18 protein-coding genes are annotated in these 21,580 nt (G+C 61.4%); 12 read left to right on the forward strand and 6 right to left on the reverse strand.

Features of this window, described 5'->3' with window-relative positions:
- The coding region (locus K5E37_RS16140; protein WP_221534473.1) for a transposase at positions 1–472 on the forward strand (472 nt) is incomplete at its 5' end.
- Between the two features lie 96 nt (positions 473–568).
- On the opposite strand, the gene K5E37_RS16145 is transcribed toward K5E37_RS16140, so the two are convergent.
- Entirely contained in the window at positions 569–1,879 is a 1,311-nt protein-coding gene (locus tag K5E37_RS16145) for an FAD-binding oxidoreductase (RefSeq protein WP_221534475.1), read from the reverse strand.
- A gap of 145 nt (positions 1,880–2,024) precedes the next feature.
- On the opposite strand from K5E37_RS16145, the gene K5E37_RS16150 reads away from it, so the two are divergent.
- Positions 2,025–2,378, forward strand: a complete 354-nt coding sequence (locus tag K5E37_RS16150) for a YkgJ family cysteine cluster protein (protein WP_007954485.1) — start codon at positions 2,025–2,027, stop codon at positions 2,376–2,378.
- A gap of 4 nt (positions 2,379–2,382) precedes the next feature.
- Here the strand turns inward: K5E37_RS16150 and K5E37_RS16155 are convergent, their stop codons facing one another.
- Complete coding sequence (locus K5E37_RS16155; protein ID WP_003177284.1) at positions 2,383–2,871, reverse strand: Lrp/AsnC ligand binding domain-containing protein; 489 nt, start codon at positions 2,869–2,871, stop codon at positions 2,383–2,385.
- A gap of 154 nt (positions 2,872–3,025) precedes the next feature.
- Here K5E37_RS16155 and dadA point away from each other — a divergent pair, with 154 nt between their 5' ends.
- From dadA to K5E37_RS16185, 6 genes are all read left to right on the forward strand, one after another.
- Positions 3,026–4,330 carry a D-amino acid dehydrogenase gene (gene dadA, locus K5E37_RS16160; RefSeq protein WP_007954487.1) on the forward strand — a complete coding sequence of 435 codons (1,305 nt, stop codon included), beginning with the start codon at positions 3,026–3,028 and terminating at the stop codon, positions 4,328–4,330.
- Positions 4,302–4,655: a RidA family protein gene (locus K5E37_RS16165; protein WP_039765240.1), complete on the forward strand. Its 354-nt coding sequence runs from the start codon at positions 4,302–4,304 to the stop codon at positions 4,653–4,655. Before dadA ends, K5E37_RS16165 begins: the two co-directional genes overlap by 29 nt.
- Before the next feature lie 95 nt (positions 4,656–4,750).
- Positions 4,751–5,824, forward strand: a complete 1,074-nt coding sequence (gene alr, locus K5E37_RS16170) for an alanine racemase (protein ID WP_221534476.1) — start codon at positions 4,751–4,753, stop codon at positions 5,822–5,824.
- 88 nt (positions 5,825–5,912) lie between these two features.
- Positions 5,913–6,461: a cupin domain-containing protein gene (locus tag K5E37_RS16175; protein WP_003229444.1), complete on the forward strand. Its 549-nt coding sequence runs from the start codon at positions 5,913–5,915 to the stop codon at positions 6,459–6,461.
- A gap of 181 nt (positions 6,462–6,642) precedes the next feature.
- Entirely contained in the window at positions 6,643–7,059 is a 417-nt protein-coding gene (locus K5E37_RS16180; RefSeq protein WP_085606091.1) for a cytochrome c5 family protein, read from the forward strand.
- 136 nt (positions 7,060–7,195) lie between these two features.
- A complete protein-coding gene (locus K5E37_RS16185) occupies positions 7,196–9,118 on the forward strand; it encodes an acetyl-CoA hydrolase/transferase C-terminal domain-containing protein (RefSeq protein ID WP_221534478.1) in 1,923 nt (640 codons plus the stop codon).
- Between the two features lie 139 nt (positions 9,119–9,257).
- Here K5E37_RS16185 and K5E37_RS16190 read toward each other — a convergent pair whose 3' ends face one another.
- Positions 9,258–9,830, reverse strand: coding sequence for a xanthine phosphoribosyltransferase (locus K5E37_RS16190; protein ID WP_003229440.1), 573 nt, complete (start codon positions 9,828–9,830; stop codon positions 9,258–9,260).
- A gap of 57 nt (positions 9,831–9,887) precedes the next feature.
- Positions 9,888–11,897, reverse strand: a complete 2,010-nt coding sequence (rep, locus tag K5E37_RS16195; RefSeq protein ID WP_007954499.1) for a DNA helicase Rep — start codon at positions 11,895–11,897, stop codon at positions 9,888–9,890.
- A 264-nt stretch (positions 11,898–12,161) separates the two neighbouring features.
- Between rep and K5E37_RS16200 the strand changes: the two genes are divergently transcribed.
- Positions 12,162–13,832, forward strand: a complete 1,671-nt coding sequence (locus tag K5E37_RS16200) for a bifunctional diguanylate cyclase/phosphodiesterase (RefSeq protein WP_221534480.1) — start codon at positions 12,162–12,164, stop codon at positions 13,830–13,832.
- Positions 13,833–13,939: 107 nt separating this feature from the next.
- Here the strand turns inward: K5E37_RS16200 and K5E37_RS16205 are convergent, their stop codons facing one another.
- Positions 13,940–15,334, reverse strand: a complete 1,395-nt coding sequence (locus K5E37_RS16205) for a NorM family multidrug efflux MATE transporter (RefSeq protein WP_085606085.1) — start codon at positions 15,332–15,334, stop codon at positions 13,940–13,942.
- 158 nt (positions 15,335–15,492) lie between these two features.
- Between K5E37_RS16205 and K5E37_RS16210 the strand changes: the two genes are divergently transcribed.
- Positions 15,493–16,413 (forward strand): LysR substrate-binding domain-containing protein, encoded by a 921-nt coding sequence (locus K5E37_RS16210; protein ID WP_085606083.1) that lies wholly within the window; start codon positions 15,493–15,495, stop codon positions 16,411–16,413.
- 180 nt (positions 16,414–16,593) lie between these two features.
- Positions 16,594–18,570: a methyl-accepting chemotaxis protein gene (locus K5E37_RS16215; protein ID WP_221534482.1), complete on the forward strand. Its 1,977-nt coding sequence runs from the start codon at positions 16,594–16,596 to the stop codon at positions 18,568–18,570.
- Between the two features lie 105 nt (positions 18,571–18,675).
- On the opposite strand, the gene K5E37_RS16220 is transcribed toward K5E37_RS16215, so the two are convergent.
- Complete coding sequence (locus K5E37_RS16220) at positions 18,676–20,169, reverse strand: YifB family Mg chelatase-like AAA ATPase (RefSeq protein ID WP_085606079.1); 1,494 nt, start codon at positions 20,167–20,169, stop codon at positions 18,676–18,678.
- Between the two features lie 488 nt (positions 20,170–20,657).
- Here K5E37_RS16220 and K5E37_RS16225 point away from each other — a divergent pair, with 488 nt between their 5' ends.
- Positions 20,658–20,912 carry a HigA family addiction module antitoxin gene (locus K5E37_RS16225; protein ID WP_221534484.1) on the forward strand — a complete coding sequence of 85 codons (255 nt, stop codon included), beginning with the start codon at positions 20,658–20,660 and terminating at the stop codon, positions 20,910–20,912.
- Positions 20,913–21,580: the final 668 nt, after the last annotated feature.

Here is a 21,580-nt window from a genome sequence, read left to right on the forward strand (position 1 = left end):
GCATTTCAAACAGCTTGATCAGGCCATTCAGGAATTACTTCGCAAAGTCAGCCAAGAGGCCGGCATTAGCGAAAACATCAGACGCTGCAAAGCGATTGAAGGGATTGGTGAACTCACGGCAACGGGCTTGGCAACTACGTATATGCGAGGTGAGTTCGCCAGCGCCGATGCGTTCATCGCCTTTCTGGGAATGGATTTGAAGGCAAAGGACTCAGGCAAGAAACACAGTCCTCGCCACTTGAGCAAAAAAGGTGACGGGGAATTACGGCGTCTTGCACACAATGCAGCTATGGCAGCTTGTCGGTCCCCTGTTTGGAAACCGTTCTATGAATCCTATCTGGCAAGAGGTCTAGCCAGAACCCAGGCTTTGGTCATCCTCGCCCGTAAGCTTTGCCGGGTGGCATTCGCCCTTATGAAAAATCAGAGCGAATACCAACCCAATTTAAGGTTGCAGGGTTCCCCTGCAACATAGAATCTCCCACATTCGACCGTGTCTGGCAGGCAGATCGCGGTCAACTGTGGGAGCGAGCTTGCTCGCGAAGTCGTCTTCAGGGACGCTGAAAGTCCATCAGACCAACTCTTTAAGTCGGTGCCACAACATCCCCAACGCCAACAGCTGCGAACGCAGATGCTTGCCGCCGGGGAAGGTGATGTGTGGCACTTTGGCGAACAGGTCGAAGCCGCCGCTATGCTGGCCGCTGATGGCCTCGGCCAGCAGCTTGCCCGCCAGGTGCGTGGCATTCACGCCGTGACCGGAATAAGCCTGGGCGTAATACACATTCGGCTGATCCGCGAGCCGGCCAATCTGTGGCAGACGGTTGGCACCGATGCCGATCATCCCGCCCCACTGATAATCGATCTTCGCTGAAGCGAGCTGCGGAAACACCTCCAGCATCTTCGGCCGCATGTACGCGCCGATGTCTTTCGGATCACGCCCCGAGTAATGGCAGGCGCCGCCGAACAGCAGGCGACGGTCCGCCGAGAGGCGGTAGTAATCGAGCGCCACCCGCTGGTCGCAGACCGCCATGTTCTGCGGCAGCAGGGCGTGGGCCTGTTCTTCGCTCAGGGGTTCGGTGGCGATGATGTAGCTGCCGGCCGGCAGCACCTTGCCGCTGAGTTGCGGATTCAGATTGTTGAGATAGGCGTTGCAGCCTAGTACCAAGGTCTTCGCCCGCACCGAACCTTGCGCTGTATGCACCCGGACTTCCGGGCCGTAGTCGATACGGGTGACCGCCGATTGCTCGAACAGCTTCACCCCGAGTTGCTGCGCTGCTGCGGCTTCGCCGAGTGCCAGGTTCAGCGGGTGCAGATGCCCGGAACCCATGTCGATCAAACCGCCGACGTAGCGGTTGGAACCGACCACGGTGTGCATTTCGTTCGCTTGCAGCAGTCGGGTTTCGTAGCGATAACCGAGGCCGCGCAGCTCTTCGGCGTCCTCGGCAAAACCTTCCAGATCGGAAGGTTTGTTGGCGAGGTCGCAGTAACCCCAGGTCAGGTCGCAAGGGATCTGAAATTTTTCGACGCGCTGGCGGACGATTTCCACCGCTTCCAGCCCCATGAGTTTCATCTGACGCACGCCGTCGGCGCCGATCACGTTGGCGAACTGATCGAGGCCGTGACCGACCCCGCGAATCAGCTGCCCGCCGTTGCGGCCGCTGGCGCCCCAGCCGATCCGGTGCGCCTCCAGCAACACCACGCTCAAACCCCGTTCAGCCAGTTCCAGCGCGGTGTTCAGCCCGGAGAAACCGCCGCCGACCACGCACACGTCCGCGATCAGTTCACCTTGCAGCACCGGTTGGTCGGGCTGCGGCAGGCTGCTGGCGGCGTAATAAGAGGCAACGTGGGGTTGGCTCGCGGTGGCTTGGGCGCGGGCATTCATGGGCGTCATCCTGAGCGGGTGTCGAGAAAATTTGACGGAGCATAAGCCGCAGGCCCGAGGCCGGGCAACATTGGTCGGCCCGTGGTGTCTGGATCACGGCTTTTGCGGCACAATTACCGCCTATTTCGCTCCGGTTACCGCTGCAATGAGCTGCAACAGTCAGAAAATCCGCACCCTGCGTCAGCAGATTCCCACGTTCGAATGCGTGCCGGGCTGTCATGACTGTTGCGGGCCGGTGACCACCTCGCCCGAGGAAATGTCCCGCCTGCCGCGCAAGACCCGCGCCGAGCAGGACGCAGCGATGGAAGAGCTCAACTGTGTGCACTTGGGACCGAATGGCTGCACGGTGTATGACGAGCGGCCGCTGATCTGCCGGTTGTTCGGCACCACCCAGACCTTGCCGTGCCCCAACGGCCGGCGGCCGGTGGAGCTGATTCATCCACGGGTCGAGAAGCAGGTGTTCGAGTACATGGCTGAAAACCGGCAGGTGCTGGTCTGAGCGTTCAGTCCGGAATCGGCAGGCTCAGACTCTCTTTCACTTCTTCCATCACGATGTAGCTCTTGGATTCACGCACGTGCGGCAGCTTGAGCAGGATGTCGCCCAGCAGCTTGCGGTACGAGGCCATCTCGGAAATCCGCGCCTTCACCAGATAGTCGAAATCCCCTGACACCAGATGGCATTCCAGCACGTGGGGCAATTTCAGCACCGCACGTCGGAACTCTTCGAAAGTATCACCGGATTTGTAGTCGAGGCTGATCTCGACGAACACCAGCAGACTACCCTTCAAGTGCTGCGGATTCAGGCGGGCGTTGTAGCCCATGATGATCCCCTCGCGCTCCAGGCGCCGCACCCGCTCCGTGCATGGCGTGGTGGAGAGCCCGACCTTCTCGCCCAGCTCGGTGAATGAAATCCGCCCGTCCGCCTGCAGGATCCGCAAGATGTTGCGGTCGATCTTGTCCAGCTCACGTTTGGTCTGAGTGTTGGTACGCATAGGGGATGCGCCTCCGTGAAAAGGGTTTTTGCCGAGAATTGTCGCCAAATATAGGCGCTTATACAGTGAAAAGCACTGGCAAATCTTTTTTACACTGCGCGCATCATTGCTCTAACAACAGACGTACGCGGCACGCCGCGATGAGGGATACAAAATGCGCGTTATGGTCTTGGGTAGCGGCGTCATCGGTACCGCCAGTGCTTACTATCTGGCCCGTGCCGGGTTTGAAGTGGTGGTGGTCGACCGGCAGCCCGCCGCGGCCATGGAGACCAGTTTCGCCAACGCCGGCCAGGTTTCGCCGGGCTACGCCTCGCCGTGGGCTGCGCCGGGCGTGCCGCTCAAGGCCATCAAGTGGCTGTTGCAACGCCACGCGCCGCTGGCGATCAAGGCTACCGCCGACATCGACCAGTACCTGTGGATGGCGCAGATGCTGCGCAACTGCACCGCCAACCGTTACGCGGTGAACAAGGAACGCATGGTGCGTCTGTCCGAGTACAGCCGCGACTGCCTCGACGAATTGCGCGCCGAAACCGGCATCGCCTACGAAGGCCGCAGCCTCGGTACGACCCAGTTGTTCCGCACCCAGGCGCAACTGGATAACGCCGCCAAGGACATCGCCGTTTTGAAAGAATCCGGCGTACCGTTCGAAGTCCTCGACCGCGCCGGCATTGCCCGCGTCGAACCGGCGCTGGCCGGTGTCACCGACATCCTCGCCGGTGCCCTGCGCCTGCCGAACGACCAGACCGGCGACTGCCAGATCTTCACCACCCGCCTCGCCGAAATGGCCACCAAGCTCGGTGTGGAGTTCCGCTTCGGCCAGGACATCCAGCGCCTCGACTTCGCCGGTGACCGCATCAACGGCGTGTGGATCGACGGCAAGCTGGAAACCGCTGACCGCTACGTGCTGGCCCTCGGCAGCTACTCGCCGCAACTGCTCAAGCCGCTGGGCATCAAGGCCCCGGTGTATCCGTTGAAGGGCTACTCGCTGACCGTGCCGATCACCAACCCGGCGATGGCCCCGACTTCGACCATTCTCGACGAGACCTACAAGGTCGCGATCACCCGTTTCGACAACCGCATCCGCGTTGGCGGCATGGCGGAGATCGCCGGTTTTGACCTGTCGCTGAACCCGCGTCGGCGCGAAACCCTGGAGATGATCGTCAACGACCTTTATCCTCAGGGCGGCAATCTGGCCGAAGCGAGCTTCTGGACCGGCCTGCGCCCAACTACCCCGGATGGCACGCCGATCGTCGGCGCCACCCCGTTCAAGAACCTGTTCCTGAACACCGGTCACGGCACCCTCGGCTGGACCATGGCGTGCGGCTCCGGTCGCTTGCTGGCTGACCTGATGGCGAAGAAAAAGCCACAGATCAGCGCCGAAGGCCTCGATATTTCCCGTTACGGCAACACCACCCAGGAGTCCGCAAAGCATGGCAATCCAGCGCCAGCTCACCAATGAGCGCATGAGTCAGATCGTCAGCCACAACGGTACGGTGTATCTGTCCGGGCAGGTCGGCGATGACTTCAACGCCGGTGTCGAACAGCAGACCCGCGACGTACTCGCCAACATCGAGCGTCTGCTCGATCTGGCCGGCACCGACAAACAGCATCTGCTGTCGGCGACGATCTACCTGAACGATATCGAAGCGCACTTTGCCGGCATGAATTCGGTGTGGGATCAGTGGCTGCCCAAAGGCGCCGCCCCGGCGCGTGCCACGGTTGAAGCGAAGATGGCCAAGCCGAGCATCCTGGTCGAGATCTCCATCGTCGCCGCGTTGCCGTAACCCGTTGTAAAGATCCCTCTCCCGGTGCTGTTGGCGGTTCACGCCGTCAGCCAGCGCCGGTTTTTATTCCCATGACCGCCAAGAAGTCTGCTGCCATGCGTCCTGCCCGTGCCCTGATCGACCTTCAAGCCCTGCGTCACAACTACCGTATCGCCCGTGAAGTCACCGGTGCCAAGGCACTGGCAGTGATCAAGGCCGATGCCTACGGCCATGGCGCAGTGCGTTGCGCCCAGGCGCTGGAGGCTGAAGCGGACGGCTTCGCGGTGGCGTGCATCGAAGAAGCCCTGGAGCTGCGTGCCGCCGGCATCCGTGCGCCGGTGCTGCTGCTCGAAGGCTTTTTCGAGGCGGACGAGCTGGCGCTGATCGTCGAGCACGATTTCTGGTGCGTGGTGCATTCGCTGTGGCAGCTTGAAGCGATCGAGCAGGCGGCGTTGGGCAAACCGATCACCGTGTGGCTGAAGCTCGACTCGGGCATGCACCGGGTTGGCCTGCATCCGAAAGATTACCCGACGGCCTACCAGCGTCTGCTGGCCAGCGGCAACGTGGCGAAAGTCGTGCTGATGAGCCACTTCGCCCGGGCCGATGAGCTGCACGAGCAGAGCAGCGCCGATCAGGTCGCAGTGTTCGAAGCCGCGCGTCAGGGCCTGGCGGCCGAAGTCAGCCTGCGCAACTCGCCGGCGGTGCTGGGCTGGCCGCAGATTCACAGCGACTGGGTGCGTCCGGGCATCATGCTTTACGGCGCCACCCCGTTCGAAGAAGCCAACGCCGTGGCCGAGCGCCTGCAACCGGTGATGACGCTGGAATCGAAAGTTATCAGTGTGCGTGAACTGCCGGCCGGCGAGCCGGTGGGCTACGGCGCGAAATTCATCACCGACAAACCGATGCGCATCGGCGTGGTCGCCATGGGTTATGCCGACGGTTATCCGCGTCAGGCGCCGACCGGCACGCCGGTACTGGTGGCCGGCCAGCGCAGCCGCATTCTTGGTCGGGTGTCGATGGACATGCTGTGCATCGACCTGACCGACGTGCCGCAAGCCGGCCTCGGTTCGACTGTCGAGTTGTGGGGCAAGAACATCCTCGCCAGCGACGTGGCGAAGTGGGCGGACACCATTCCGTACCAGATCTTCTGCAACCTGCGTCGAGTGCCAAGGCTCTATTCCGAGGGTTGAAGCGCAAGCGGGGCCCAAGTGTTGTAAATACTGAACGCTGTCGCCATGATAACGCTCAATATTTCTACAGCATCAGGAGGCTCCAGCCTTGGACGTCGGTGAACGACTGCAATCGATCCGCAAGCTCAAAGGGCTTTCCCAGCGTGAACTCGCCAAGCGCGCGGGCGTCACCAACAGCACCATTTCGATGATCGAAAAGAACAGCGTCAGCCCTTCGATCAGTTCGCTGAGGAAAGTTCTGGGCGGGATTCCCATGTCCATGGTCGAGTTCTTTTCCGAAGAGATCCTGCAGGAAAAACCGACCCAGATCGTCTACAAGGCCAACGAGCTGATCGACATTTCCGACGGCGCCGTGACCATGAAACTGGTCGGCCGCGCGCACCCGAGCCGGGCCATCGCGTTCCTCAATGAAATCTACCCGCCGGGCGCCGATACCGGCGAAGAAATGCTCACCCACGAAGGCGAGGAAACCGGGATTCTGGTGGAAGGGCGCCTGGAGCTGGTGGTGGGTCTTGAAACTTTTATCCTCGAAGCCGGCGACAGCTACTACTTTGAAAGTACCAAGCCGCATCGTTTCCGTAATCCGTTCGATGCACCGGCGCGACTAATCAGCGCAGCCACGCCGGCGAATTTCTAAACAAAGAGGCGCCAGGCCATATGGCGAAGGCACCCGAAACGTTTTTCCACAGCGCGATATAACCCCTTCGACTTTGGGGTTGTTTCAGTGAAGCGGGCTAACCGCTATACTTGCGCCCGCCTGCGAACCGTGGCCGCAGGCGTGAATAGCCACCATTGAGGGTGAACGCGTGAACCTAATTATGAAAATGCTGGCTGCACCAGCAACCGTACTGGCCCTCTGGGCTGTCAGCGCTCAAGCTGCGACGAATGACGACATTGCCAAACGCCTCGAGCCGGTCGGCCAGGTGTGTGTTCAAGGGCAAGAGTGCAAGGGGATGGAAGTCGCTGCTTCGGCAGGCGGCGGTGGCGGCGCCAAGACGCCGGACGAAGTGATTGCCAAACATTGCAACGCTTGCCACGGCACCGGCCTGTTGGGCGCACCGAAAATCGGTGACGCCGCCGCCTGGAAAGAGCGCGCCGATCACCAGGGCGGCCTCGACGGCATCCTGGCCAAGGCCATCACCGGCATCAACGCCATGCCGCCGAAAGGCACCTGCGCTGATTGCTCGGATGACGAGCTGAAGGGCGCCATCCAGAAGATGTCCGGCCTGAAATAAGCTGCGCTTCTGACGAAAAAAACCGTCTCCGGACGGTTTTTTTGTGCCCGCGATTTGGGCCTGAGGCTGTTCTTTGCAGCAAACAACCGGCAATCTCGGTCGTACCTCTATTCACGGAACGGGCAGGAGGCTTCAGATGGTGCAGTTGTGTTCGATCGAACAGGCAGTGGACGACGTGCTGGCGCGGTTGCCGGCGCACATCCACATGGGCCTGCCGCTGGGGCTGGGCAAACCCAATCCCTTCGTCAACGCGCTGTACCGGCGGGTCGCCGGGTTGCCCGACCGGCAGCTGACGATCTACACCGCCCTGTGCCTCGGCCGTCCGGCCCTGGGCGACGGTTTGCAGAAGCGCTTCATCGAACCCTTCGTCGAGCGGGTGTTCGGTGATTACCCGGAACTGGAATTTCTCGCCGACCTGCACCGCGACAGCCTGCCGTCCAACATCCGCATCGAGCAATTCTTCATGCAGCCCGGCAGCCTGCTTAACAGCGCGCCGGCCCAGCAGGATTACGTCAGCAGCAACTACAGCCACGCCGCCCGCGACATCAACGCCGCCGGCCTGAACCTGGTGGCGCAGTTGCTCGCCAGCAGCAGCGAACATCCGGATCGGCTGAGCCTGAGCTGCAACCCGGACATCACCCTCGACCTGTTTCCAATGATCGCCAAACGCCGGGCGGCGGGGGAGACCATTCTGCTGGTCGGCCAGGTGCACACCGAGTTGCCGTACATGCCCGGCGATGCGGAAGTCGATATCGATACCTTCGACCTGCTGATCGACGAGAAAGACAGCAGCACGCTGTTTTCCACGCCAAACATGCCTGTCGGCTTTCAGGATCACTTCATCGGATTACACGCCAGTACGTTGGTACGCGATGGCGGCACCTTGCAGATCGGCATCGGTTCGATGGGCGATGCGCTGACCGCTGCGTTGCTGGCGCGTCAGGCGGACAACGCCGGATACCTGGACTTGCTGGCCGATGTGAACCTCAGCCAGTGGGCGCAGTTGATCGAACGCGAGGGCGGCATCGAGCCTTTCGCCAAAGGCCTGTACGGTTGCAGCGAAATGTTCGTCAACGGCCTGCTGGTGCTGGCCGAAGCCGGGATCATCCGGCGCAAGGTCTACCCGGATGTGCAGACTCAGGAGCAGGCCAACGCCGGGACTCTCGACGAGGCGGCGCAAACCGATGGCCTGTCGATCCACGGCGGTTTCTTCCTCGGGCCGCGCAGTTTCTATGAGCGCTTGCGTGAATTACCGCTGAGCAAACGCCTTGAATTCAACATGACCCGCATCAGCTACATCAACGAGCTGTACGGTCAGGAAGAGCTCAAACGCCTGCAGCGTCTGGATGCGCGGTTCATCAATACCGTGTTCACCATGACTCTGCTGGGGGCGGGGGTGGCGGATCAACTGGAGGATGGACGTGTGCTCAGCGGCGTCGGCGGGCAATACAACTTCGTTGCCCAAGGCCATGCGCTGCACGATGCGCGCTCGATCCTGCTGCTGCGCAGCTGGCGCGAATCCGGCGGCGATGTCAGTTCAAACATCGTCTGGGAGTATGGCCACTGCACGATTCCACGGCACCTGCGCGACATCGTGGTCACCGAGTACGGCATCGCCGATCTGCGCGGCAAGTCGGATGCGATGGTGATCGAGGCGCTGTTGAACATCAGCGACTCGCGCTTCCAGCAGGGCCTGATCGAGCAGGCGCAGAAAGTCGGCAAGCTGCCGAAGGATTTCCGCCTCGATCCGCGCTTTACCGACAACACCCCGCAACGCTTGCAGGCGATTGCCGCGCGGCATCCGAACCTGTTTCCGGAGTATCCGCTGGGTTGCGATTTCACTGAGGTCGAGAAGGATCTGTTGCGGGCGCTGAACTGGCTCAAGAGCAAATTCAAGCTGACGGAGATTCTGGAACTGGGCAAGGCAGCACTGGATGCGCCTGAGGCTTCGCTGTATCCGGAGCATCTGGCACGCATGCAGCTCACCAGCCCGGAAGGTCTGAAGGAAGACCTGTTTCAGCGGTTGCTCCTCACCGGCCTCAAAGCTACCGCGCAATAACTCCCGGCACAAAACCACTGTGGGAGCGGGCTTGCTCGCGAAAGCGGTTAGTCAGACACCGAAGATGGAGACTGAACTGACGCATTCGCGAGCAAGCCCGCTCCCACAGTTATTGCGGCAAGCTTGCGCCTTTCAGCGATTACTCGATGAAAGTCACCACACCATCCTTCAGCGACTTCACGCGAGCCAGCGACTCGACGCGGTAACCCTGCGAATCCAGCTCCGCACGGCCGCCCTGGAACGACTTCTCGATCACGATGCCCAAGCCCGCGACGGTGGCGCCGGCCTGTTTGATGATCGAGATCAGCGCCTGGGATGCCTTACCGTTGGCCAGGAAGTCGTCGATGATCAGCACGCGGTCGCTGCTGGTCAGGTGACGCGGGGAGATGGCCACGGTGCTTTCGGTCTTTTTGGTGAACGAGTAGACGGTCGCCGACAGCAGGTTTTCAGTCAGGGTCAGGGACTGTTGCTTGCGGGCGAAGATCACCGGCACGCCGAGGTTCAGACCGGTCATGATCGCCGGGGCGATGCCCGAGGCTTCGATGGTGACGATCTTGGTGATGCCCGAATCCTTGAACAGCGTGGCGAATTCGTCGCCGATCAGCTTCATCAGGGCCGGGTCGATCTGGTGGTTCAGGAAGGCGTCGACCTTCAGGACCTGGTCGGAAAGCACGATGCCTTGTTCGCGGATTTTCTGGTGCAATGCTTCCATGAAGCTGTCCTCATTTGACGCTTTGTGCGTCGAAGGTCTAGTAAAAAGTGGTCAATTCTAGCGCTTTAACATCGCGCGTATATCAGCCAATGCGCTGTTGCCCCGCACGGCTTTGACTTCGGTCGGTGTGTCGTCGTTGCCTTCCCAGGCCAGGTCGTCCGGCGGCAGTTCATCGAGGAAGCGGCTTGGCGCGCAGTCGATGATCTCGCCGTACTGTTTGCGCTTGGCGGCGAAGGTAAACGCGAGGGTCTGGCGCGCGCGGGTGATGCCCACGTAGGCCAGGCGGCGTTCTTCTTCGATGGTGTCGGCTTCGATACTGGAACGGTGCGGGAGGATTTCCTCTTCCATGCCCATGATGAACACGTAAGGGAATTCCAGGCCCTTGGACGCATGCAGCGTCATCATCTGCACGCCTTCGGCGCCGTCTTCCTCTTCCTGCTGACGTTCGAGCATGTCACGCAGGACCAGTTTGCCGATGGCGTCCTCGACGGTCATTTCGCCGTCTTCGTCTTTTTCCAGGGTGTTCTTCAAGGCTTCGATCAGGAACCAGACGTTGCTCATCCGGTAGTCCGCAGCCTTGTCGCTGGAGCTGTTGGTGCGCAGCCAGTTCTCGTAGTCGATGTCCATGACCATGCTGCGCAGGGCGGAGATCGGGTCTTCGCCGGCGCACTGCTCGCGCACCTTGTCCATGAAGCGCTTGAAGCGCGACAGGCGATCGGTGAAGCGGCTGTCCAGATGCTCGCCCAGGCCGAGTTCGTCGGTGGCGGCGTACATCGAGATCTTGCGTTCGGTGGCGTAGTTGCCGAGTTTTTCCAGGGTCGTCGAGCCGATTTCACGGCGCGGCACGTTGATCACCCGCAGGAAGGCGTTGTCGTCGTCCGGGTTCACGATCAGGCGGAAGTAGGCCATCAGGTCTTTCACTTCCTGACGGCCGAAGAAGCTGTTGCCGCCGCTCAAACGGTACGGCACCTGATGGTGCTGCAGTTTCAGCTCGATCAGCTTGGCCTGGTAGTTGCCGCGATAGAGGATCGCGAAATCGCTGTACGGGCGGTCGGTGCGCAAGTGCAGGCTGAGGATTTCCATGGCCACGCGCTCGGCTTCGGCGTCCTCGTTGCGGCAGCGGATCACGCGGATCTCGTCGCCGTGGCCCATTTCACTCCACAGCTGCTTCTCGAATTCGTGCGGGTTGTTCGAGATCAGCACGTTGGCGCAGCGCAGGATGCGGCTGGTGGAGCGGTAGTTCTGCTCCAGCATCACCACTTTCAGGGACGGGTAGTCGTCCTTGAGCAGCATCAGATTTTCCGGCCGCGCGCCGCGCCAGGCGTAGATCGACTGGTCGTCGTCGCCCACCACGGTGAACTGGTTACGCTTGCCGATGAGCATTTTCACCAGCAAATACTGGCTGGCGTTGGTGTCCTGGTATTCGTCGACCAGCAGGTAACGCACCTTGTTCTGCCACTTTTCGAGGATGTCGGCGTGCTCTTCGAAGAGTTTCACCGGCAGCAGGATCAAGTCGTCGAAGTCCACCGCGTTGAACGCCTTGAGCGTGCGCTGGTAGTGGGTGTAGACGATGGCGGCGGTCTGTTCCTTGGGGTTGCGGGCGTTTTCCAGGGCCTGGGCCGGCAGGATCAGGTCGTTTTTCCAGGCGCCGATCATGTTCTTGATCTCGTCGACGCCGTCGTCGCCTGCATATTCCTTCTGCATGATGTCGGTCATCAGCGACTTGACGTCGGTTTCGTCGAAGATCGAGAAACCGGGTTTGTAGCCCAGCCGTTCATGTTCCTTGCGGATGATGTTCAGGCCCAGGTTGTGGAAGGTGCAGACCGTCAGGCCGCGACCTTCGCCGGCACGCAGCAGCGTGCCGACCCGTTCCTTCATCTCGCGCGCGGCCTTGTTAGTGAAGGTCATGGCGACGATGTACTGGGCACGGATGCCGCAGTTCTGGATCAGGTGCGCAATCTTGCGCGTGATCACGCTGGTCTTGCCGGAGCCAGCACCGGCGAGCACCAATAGAGGGCCGCCGACGTAGTTCACGGCTTCTTGCTGCCGGGGATTGAGTCGGGACATACGAAAATTCGGGAGTCGTTGACGAAATGGGCCGGCATTTTAACAGGCTCAGCGATTTGTGCTGCTCTCTCCGACTTGTGACGCAGCACGCGATTCAAATTTGCCGGTTTTGTTACTTTCACGCAGGATGCGCGGTGATTTTGCGGCTAATGTTCTCATTCGTGACACAAAATAACGTTTTGATAACCGTTGTCGTTTGGTCATTGGTAGCCGCAACGGCATAATGCCTGCCGCCCACATCATTGCAGAGTCTAGGGAGTCAGCTTGACTACGCCTGTCGAACCCTTGCGTTTGCTGCTACTGGCCGAAGAGCCAGCGTGGACAGCGTTATTGCGCGAGTGTCTGGCTCCGTTGGGGAGTGCGGCGGTGCTGATCAGCGCGCCGAACTGGGAGTCGGTCAGCAGTCTGTTCGAAGACAACCGCCACGCGGTGTTGTTGACCGTTCCCGCGTTGCAGCCGGCGCCCGGCCGTTGCAGTCTGCCGACGGTATTGCTTCTGGAACACGAACCGGCGACCGCGCCCGACGGCGTCAGCGACTGGCTGGTATTCGATGCCCTCGATGCCGGCATGCTCCGGCGTTGCCTGCGGCATGTGCGCGAACGTGGCGTGCTGGAAAACACCCTGCAACGCCTGGCCGAACAGGATCCGCTGACCGGCATCGCCAACCGTCAGGGCTTCCAGACCCTGCTTACGGCGCGCCTCGCCGAAAACGACGGCCGCGGCCTGGCCCTCGGGCACCTCGACCTCGACAACTTCCGCCACGCCAACGACGCCCTTGGCCACCAGGCCGGCGACCGCCTGATCCTGCAAGTCGTCGCACGGCTGAAAAGTCAGCTGGAAGTCGGCGATCAACTGGCGCGCCTGGGCAGCGATGAATTCGCCCTGCTGATCGATACCCGCCGCGCCCCGCAACGGGCGGAATGGATGGCCGAACGGATCACCGAAGCTCTGGCTGAACCTTACTGGGTCGACGGCGAAAGCCTTTTGATCGGCTCCAGCCTCGGCATCGCCCATGCCCGCGCCCAGGGCGGCGCCGATCCGCTGATGTGGCACGCGCACATCGCCATGCAGCAGGCCAAGAGCACTCAGGGCTGCACCTTTCACATCTTCAACGAGCGGATCAACCGCAACGCGCGGAGCATGGCCGACCTCGAAAGCGAGCTGCGCCGGGCCTTGCGTCGCGATGAGCTGGAGCTGCATTACCAGCCGCGCCTGAATATGCAGGACGGCCAGATCGTCGGCCTCGAAGCCTTGGTGCGCTGGCGCCACAGCGAACGCGGCCTGCTACCACCGAGCGAATTCGTGCCGCTGGCCGAGCAGAGCGGCTTGATCGTGCCGCTGGGTTACTGGGTGATTTCCCGGGCCTTGCGCGATATGCAGGCGTTGCGCGAACGCGGATTGCCGGCGCTGCATATGGCGATCAACCTGTCGTTCCGCCAGTTTCAGGACAGCCAGTTGCTGCCGACGCTCAGCCGCTTGATCGCCGAGCGCGGTGTCGAGGCGCAATGGCTGGAATTCGAACTCACCGAAACCGCCGTGATGCGCCGCAGCGATCTGGTCAAGCAGACCATGGACGCTCTCGGTCGCCTCGGCGTGCGTTTCTCGCTGGATGACTTCGGCACCGGGTTCTCGTCGTTCGTGCACCTCAACAGCCTGCCGATCACCTTGCTGAAGATCGACAAGAGTTTCGTCGGCGGCATGGAGCAGCGCGAAGAGAACCGCAAACTGGTGCACGCGATGATCAACCTCGCGCACAACCTGCATCTGGAAGTGGTGGCCGAAGGGGTGGAAACCCGCGAGCAGCTGGATCTGCTTCGCGGGTTCGGTTGCGATCAGGTGCAGGGTTACCTGATCAGCAAGCCGTTGCCGTTGGCGGAACTGATTGATTATCTGGTGGCTGATGCCAGTCAGCCACCGCTGGGAATCGTGGTTTAGCCTCAAGACCCTGTGGGAGCGAGCTTGCTCGCGATGGCGGAGTATCAGTCGAACGATTAGTCACTGACACACCCTTATCGCGAGCAAGCTCGCTCCCACAGTGAAACTCACTCGGGCTGAGCGATCTTGAAGTCTTGAGGTTGCGGCTCGAGCCGAATCATCCGCTTCATCTTCCATTCGAACGCCAGCGTCAGGCTCACCGCCGCACACGCCAGCCCCAGCGCCAGGCCCCACCAGACGCCGGTCGGCCCCCAGTGCAGATGGAACGCCATCAGCCACGCCGCCGGCGCGCCGATCAGCCAATAGCAACCGAGCCCGACCAGGAATGTGGTCTTGGCATCCTTGAGCCCGCGAATGCAGCCCATGGCAATCGTCTGCGTGCCGTCGAACAGCTCGAACCACGCTGCCACGGCCAGCAGGCTCACCGCCAGACGAATCACCTCGGCAAACGCCGGGTCGTTATGGTCGAGGAACAAACCGACCAGTTGATTCGGCAACAACCAGAACACCATCGCAAACCCCAGCATCACCACCGCACCAAAGACGATGCCGACCCGCCCGGACATCCGCGCATCGCTCAATTGCCCGGCGCCGTAGTGCTGGCCGACGCGCATGGTGATCGCATACGACATCCCCGCCGGAACCATGAACGCCACCGAGACGATTTGCAGGGCGATCTGGTGCGCCGCCAGTTGCGTGCTGCCCATGGTGCCCATGCACAACGCGGCGAAGGCGAACAGCCCGACTTCCACCGCATAGGTGCCGCCGATCGGGAGACCCAGGCGCCAGAGTTCTTTCAGGTACTGCCGGTTCGGCCGCGACAGGCCTTCACGCAACGGGTACGCGTCGTAGGCCGGATGCCGACGGATGTGCCATGCCAGCGCCAGTGCCATGCAGTTGGCGACAATCGCCGTGACCAGACCGATACCGGTCAGCCCCAGTTTCGGCAGGCCGAACATGCCGGTGATCAGCGCGTAATTGAGCAGGAAGTTGGCCACCGTACCGGCGAGGCTGATGACCATCACCGGCGTTGCCCGGCCGATGGCGCTGGTGAAGCCGCGCAAGGCCATGAAGCTCAGGTAGCCGGGCAGGGCGAACGGCAGGGCGATCAGAAATTGCCCGGCGGCGTTGACATTGGTCTCGGTCTGGCCGAACAGCAACAGCACCGGTTTCAGGTTCCACAACAGCAGCCCGGCACCGAGCGCCATCAGCCACGCCAGCCAAAGCCCGGCCTGAGTCAGGCGGGCGGCGCCGATGATGTCGCCGGCGCCCTGACGAATCGCCACCAGAGTGCCGACCGCCGCGATCACGCCGATGCAGAAAATCGACACGAACGAATAGCTCGCTGCGCCCAGACCGCCACCGGCCAGCGCTTCGGGACTGAGGCGCGCCATCATCAAGGTGTCGGTCAGCACCATCAACATGTGCGCCAACTGCGAGGCGATCAACGGCCCCGCCAGCCGCAGGATGGCCCAGAGTTCGGTACGCACAGGACGCTGCATGGCGTTCACATCCTTATAAAAGAGGGAGCAAGAGACCGTCGATTCTCAGGGTTTGGCGCGGGTTGCACAAAGGGATAAAAAGGATGGGTGGCATGATTAAAACTCATCCTGCCGCGATTCTGCTAAGTTGGCGCAATCCCGCCATAGGAGCGCTGTGCATGTCCCGTCGTCTTCCACCCTTGTATGCCCTGCGCGCATTCGAAGCGGCGGCCCGCCACAGTTCGTTCACCCGGGCAGCCGAAGAGTTGTCGATCACTCAAAGTGCGGTGAGCCGACATATTCGTACGCTCGAAGAGCATTTCGCCTGCCGCTTGTTCCACCGCAGCGGGCGCAACCTGCAACTGACCGAGTCGGCGCGCCTGCTGCTGCCGGGCATCCGTGATGGCTTTGCCGCGCTGGAACGGGCCTGCAATACCTTGCGCGCCGAAGATGACATCCTGCGCATGAAAGCCCCGTCGACCCTGACCATGCGCTGGTTGCTGGCGCGGCTCAGTCGTTTCCGCCATTTGCAGCCAGGCAACGAGGTGCAACTGACCAGCGCGTGGATGGACGTGGATTCGGTGGACTTCAACAACGAACCCTTCGATTGCGCGGTGTTGCTGAGTGACGGGCATTTCCCGCCGGACTGGGAAGCCAGCCTGCTGTTTCCGGAGGAGCTGATTCCGGTCGGTGCGCCGAATCTGCTCAACGATCAGCCGTGGGATGTGGCGCGGCTGGCCAGTGCCGAGTTGCTACACCCGACGCCGGACCGCCGCGACTGGCGCAGTTGGCTGGAACACATGGGGCTGTCGGATCAGGTGTCGCTCAAGGGCGGGCAGGTGTTCGATACCCTGGAACTCGGGATGATTGCGGCAGCCCGGGGCTATGGGGTGTCCATGGGCGATCTGCTGATGGTGGCCGAGGATGTCGCGCAAGGACGCTTGAGTCTGCCGTGGCCGACGGCGGTCGCCAGCGGACTGAATTATTACCTGGTGTGGCCAAAGACCCGTCCGGGAGGTGAACGTTTGCGCCGCCTCAGCGACTTCCTGCAAGGCGAAGTCCGCGCCATGACGCTGCCGGCGGTCACGCGCTTGAGCTGAATCGTTCGAGCCTGCACAATGCCGGCCTTTCGCCATAACCCTGCTGTTCGCTCAAGTATTCGGTTTTACCGCCGAATACGTGCATGTGGAACCGTCGTGCCGGTTACCACGATTCACCCCCATTAGAAAATTACCCGAGCTGCGATCAAGGAGGATCGGAAGTTCGGCCAGGAGCTGTCCATGTCTCAACCTCGCGCTCGGATCGCCTCGCAGCTGGGCCTCGCGCTCGCCGTGATACTGGCGATAGTCATCAGCGGCAGTACGGTGTTCGCTCTGCGTTCGCTGGACACTGCCAACCTCGCCACCCGTGAAGAACACCTGGCCAGCGAGGCACGCCTGCTCGCCGACCAATTGAGCACCTTCCACGGCACGCTGCGTGAAAGCACCCAGCGCTTGAGCGGGTTGTTCGAGAAGCGCTTCAGTGCAGGTCTGAGCATTCATCCGAGCGAGCCGGTGACCGTGGCCGGCACCCAGACGCCGGGCCTGCACCTGGGCAGCGAAGTGTTGAACAACAACTTCAAGGAAGTCGACGAGTTCAAACAGATGACGGCGGGTGTCGCCACGCTGTTCGTGCGCAGCGGCGAAGATTTCATCCGCGTCAGCACCTCGCTGACCAAACAGGATGGCACCCGCGCCATCGGCACCGTGCTCGATCACGCTCACCCGGCCTATGCGAAGTTGATGGCAGGGCAGGGCTACGTCGGTCGCGCTCTGCTGTTCGATCGCTCCTACATGACTCAGTACACCCCGGTGCGAGACAGCAGCGGCAAGGTGATTGCGGTGTTGTTCGTCGGCTTCGATTACACCGACGCGCAAAACGCCCAGTTTGAAAACCTCAAGCGCTTCCGCATCGGCCAGACCGGTTCGCTGGCGCTGCTGGACGAGAAGAATCAATGGCTGGTCGCGCCGGCGGGCGTGCAGGCGCTGGATCAAGCGATTCCTGTGGTCAACGATTTGGCGAAGGCGCCGGGTAAAGGCCGGTTCTGGAGCGACAAGTCCGAAGACTTCTACAGCATCGCTGTGCCGTTCGACGGTGGTCCGTGGTCGGTGGTGGCAAGCATGCCGAAGGCCGAGATCCGCGCGGTGACCTGGAGCGTCGGCACCCAACTGGCCATCGGCAGCCTGCTGGCGATGTTGCTGGCGGTCGGCTCCGTGGTCTGGTTGCTGCGCAGCAAGCTGGCGCCGCTGGGCGATCTGGTGCGTCAGGCCGAAGCCCTGGGCGCCGGTGATCTGAGCGTGCGCCTGAGCGTGTCGAGCAACGACGAGATCGGTCAGCTGGCTCGCGCGTTCAACCAGATGAGTCAGGCACTGTCGACCATGGTCGAGCACATCCGCCGCGCTTCGGAAGAGGTCAACCGCCGGGCTCAAGCGCTGTCCGGTCTGTCCGGTGGCGCGTACGAAGGCATGGAGCAGCAGTCCGGCGAGATCACCAGCATGGCCGGCGCGGTAGAGGAGTTCTCCGCCACCTCGCTGAACATTGCCGACAACATGGGCAACACCCAGCGTCTGGCCCAGGAAAACGCCCAGCAGACTCAGATCGGTCGTACGTCGATGGAAGAGGCGTCTTCCTCGCTGGAGCAGATTGCCGGCGCACTGAACACCACCGCGACCGTGATCAATACGCTCGGTCAGCGCTCCCAGGAAATCGGCGGCATCGTCAGCGTGATCACCTCGATTGCCGAACAGACCAATCTGCTGGCGCTCAACGCCGCCATCGAAGCGGCCCGTGCCGGTGAGCAAGGTCGCGGGTTTGCCGTGGTGGCCGATGAAGTGCGCAATCTGGCGTCGCGCACCCGTCAGGCGACGGACGAAATCTCCGGGATGATCCACAGCATCCAGCAGGAAACCGGCAACGCCATCAGCACCATGGAACAAGGCAACGTGCTGATGCAGGAAGGCCTGTCGCGTAACGCCAATGTAGCTTCGGCGCTGGCGCGGATCGATGAGCAGAGCCGTTCGGCAGGGCAACAGTTTGCGGCGATCACCACCGCGACCCAGGAACAGAGCAGCACCGCGACGCTGTTGAGCAGCAATCTGCAGAGCATCGCGATGGCCAACAGCGAGCAGCGCGAAGTGGTGTCGAACCTGGCAATCACCGCCAAGGAGCTGGAAGGTCTGGCAGCCGACCTGCGCCAAGAGGTCGACCGCTTCCGTTGAGGCGCCTCTGAAATAGCGATCGCGAGCAGGCTCGCTCCCACAGGGTTTTTGTTGGACCTGTGAGAGCGAGCCTGCTTGCGTTTGGGCCCGCCACGACCTCGGCACTTACTGAGTCGCCGGCCGATACTGCAACGCTTCGGCCAGATGTTCGCGACTGATATCCGCGCGCTTCTCCAGATCCGCCAACGTCCGCGCGACCTTGAGCAGCCGATGCGCCGAGCGCAGCGACAAGGTCAGTCTTTCGCACGCCGTCTCCAGCCAGGTTTCATCGGCTGTGGATAACTTGCAGTGCTTCTTCAGTCCCGGCAAATCGAGAAACGCATTGGCGCAGCCCTGGCGCTTTTGCTGGCGCTCGCGGGCCTCGGCGACCAGCGTGGCCGCGCTGGCGCTGTCCTCTCCCGGTTTTACCGCAGGGTTCAGCGCTGTCGCCTCCCGCGCCACCGTCAGGTGTAAATCGATCCGGTCCAGCAACGGCCCCGACAGTTTGTTGCGATAGCGCTGCACCATGTCCGGCGTGCACGAACACTTGCCGCTCGGCTCGCCAAGATATCCACAGGGACAGGGATTCATCGCCGCCACCAGCTGGAATCTCGCGGGAAACCGAACTCGCTCCTTGGCTCGGGCAATCACGATGCAGCCGGATTCCAGCGGTTCGCGCAGAACCTCCAGCACCTTGCGATCGAACTCGGGCAGCTCATCGAGAAACAGCACTCCATGATGGGCGAGGGTAATTTCGCCGGGTTGCGGTTTTGAACTGCCACCGACCAGCGCTGGCCCGGAGGCCGAGTGATGCGGTTGGCGAAACGGGCGCTGCGGCCAGTGGGTCAACGGTGCGCCATTGGCAACGGATTGAATCGCCGCCACCTCCAGCGCTTCACTCTCGGCCAGCGGTGGCAGCAACCCCGGTAATCGACTGGCCAGCAACGTCTTGCCCGTCCCCGGTGGTCCGCTGAACAGCAGGTTGTGGGCGCCGGCGGCGGCAATCAGCAGCGCCCGTTTGGCGGCCAGTTGGCCCTGTACTTCATTCAGGTCGGGATAGGGTTTGGCGGCATGGATCAGCCCATCAGAGACGTAAGGCTCGACCGGTGTATGCCCGTTGAAATGCGCCACGGCCTCCAGCAGATGATCCACCGCGATCACCCTCAGCCCCGACGCCAGACAAGCCTCCTCGGCATTTGCCCGCGGCACCACCAGCGTCCGCCCGGCCTTGCGCGCCGCCAGCGCCGCCGGCAACACCCCACGCACCGCCCGAACTGCGCCGGATAACGCCAGCTCACCCAGACATTCCACATCATCGAGGGTCAACGTCGGCACCTGCACACTCGCCGACAGAATCCCCAGCGCAATCGCCAGATCGAACCGCCCGCCATCCTTGGGCAAATCCGCCGGCGCCAGATTCAACGTGATCCGCCGCGCCGGAAACTGCAGCCCGGAATTGATGATCGCACTGCGCACGCGGTCCTTGCTCTCCTTCACCGCCGCTTCGGGCAGGCCGACCATGGTCAGCGAGGGCAAGCCGTTGGCCAGGTGGACTTCAACGGTGACGGCGGGAGCATCCACGCCTATCTGGGCGCGGCTGTGGACGATGGCGAGGGACATGGTCGTTCCTTGAGTTGAATCGAGGGGCCGCTTCCTGCGGGTTGTTGAAGGGTAGTTGAGCGAGGTTCTAGCGTTTGAGTAGAGGTTTACAAGACGTATCAGAAAGCGGTTGTGCGGGCCTATGCGTTCATCTTCTGCCCGCTAACAGACCACTTGGCTCAAGCTCAGGTCCGCACGTAACGGCAACTTCAATAAACCTCCGTTGAATGGCTGACAAATTTCCAGCCAGTCGGAGTGCTTCGAGGTGTAGTTCAACAACCTGAAGTAGCTTTTTCTTTCTCTTTTTATCCTTCACAGAGACCTCCTTCCTGATGGGTGTCGCTAATGTAATGGCAGGCGTAAGGACAACATAAATAGGCGCAGACGCTGATTTTTGTAGGGGCGTGCCCTAATAGTTGTAGGACGCCAGCGAAAGCGACTCGACGGTCTTGTATCGCAAAGTCGGATGCTCCAGTTTGGCCGCTCAATGCAGCCTCTGGAGGCGAAAAATGGACCGCAATGGTATGCGCCCGACTCATCCGGGCGAGGTGCTGAATAAGGAATTCATGGAGCCGTTGGGCATGACGGTCATGGACTTGGGCATGCCCACAAACTGGCCTGAAACCGAGATCGAGAAGCTTGTGAAATGCCAACTCAGGATCTGCGCCGATCTGGCAATCAGGCTGGCCATCCACCTCAACACCACACCTGAGTTCTGGATGAATCTTCAGTCGACTTACGATTTGCGAAAAGCTGAAGTTTAGAGAGGAGCTTCGGTCCGTGATCAACTGGAGCGGCTGGCGCATTGCGCTTGATCTGAATCCAAGGTCGTACGGCGGGGAGCTGAACAGTTGCTGTGACTACTCCTCAGAAAACCGATTGTTGCAGATATATCGAGGCGAAAAAAAACCGCCTTGAGGAGACGGTTTTTTAGTTGCAGGCTTCGGTGAGGCCAAGGCCTGCGCATCCTTAGTGGACACACTCACGTTTGCTGAGGTTATGCAGGTTTGCTCCTGGATGCAAGCGTCAGGATCACTTGGCGCCCAGCAAGGCAGGGCTGAGAGATGACGTGTCTGATATGCCGGGAATACACGCTTAACGCCTTGATACAACTTGTTTAAATGAATTTTGTAGGGGCTGCAATACCATCCGTTGCGACGATGCCCACTCATGGAGTGTTCACAGAGTGTGGCCGGGAGCGTAAAGATTTCATGTCCCCCAACACGGTGTGAGAACCGTGCCGGTGCTTTTTTGGGGGATCCACACCCGGCCGCCTTGGTGGGCACACTCACGTGTAGTCCCGAAGGTGTTCGTACGCCGGAAAGAGCATCGGAGGTTTGGCCCCACGCAAGGAGGGCCAAAATATGTCTAAGTTTCTTAAACATATGTGGCGCCTCGTCAGGATCGTGCTATGGGCTTTTCGCCTGTACGA

The organism is Pseudomonas sp. RIT778 (genome assembly GCF_019718735.1).
Taxonomy (GTDB): Bacteria; Pseudomonadota; Gammaproteobacteria; order Pseudomonadales; family Pseudomonadaceae; genus Aquipseudomonas; species Aquipseudomonas aphyarum.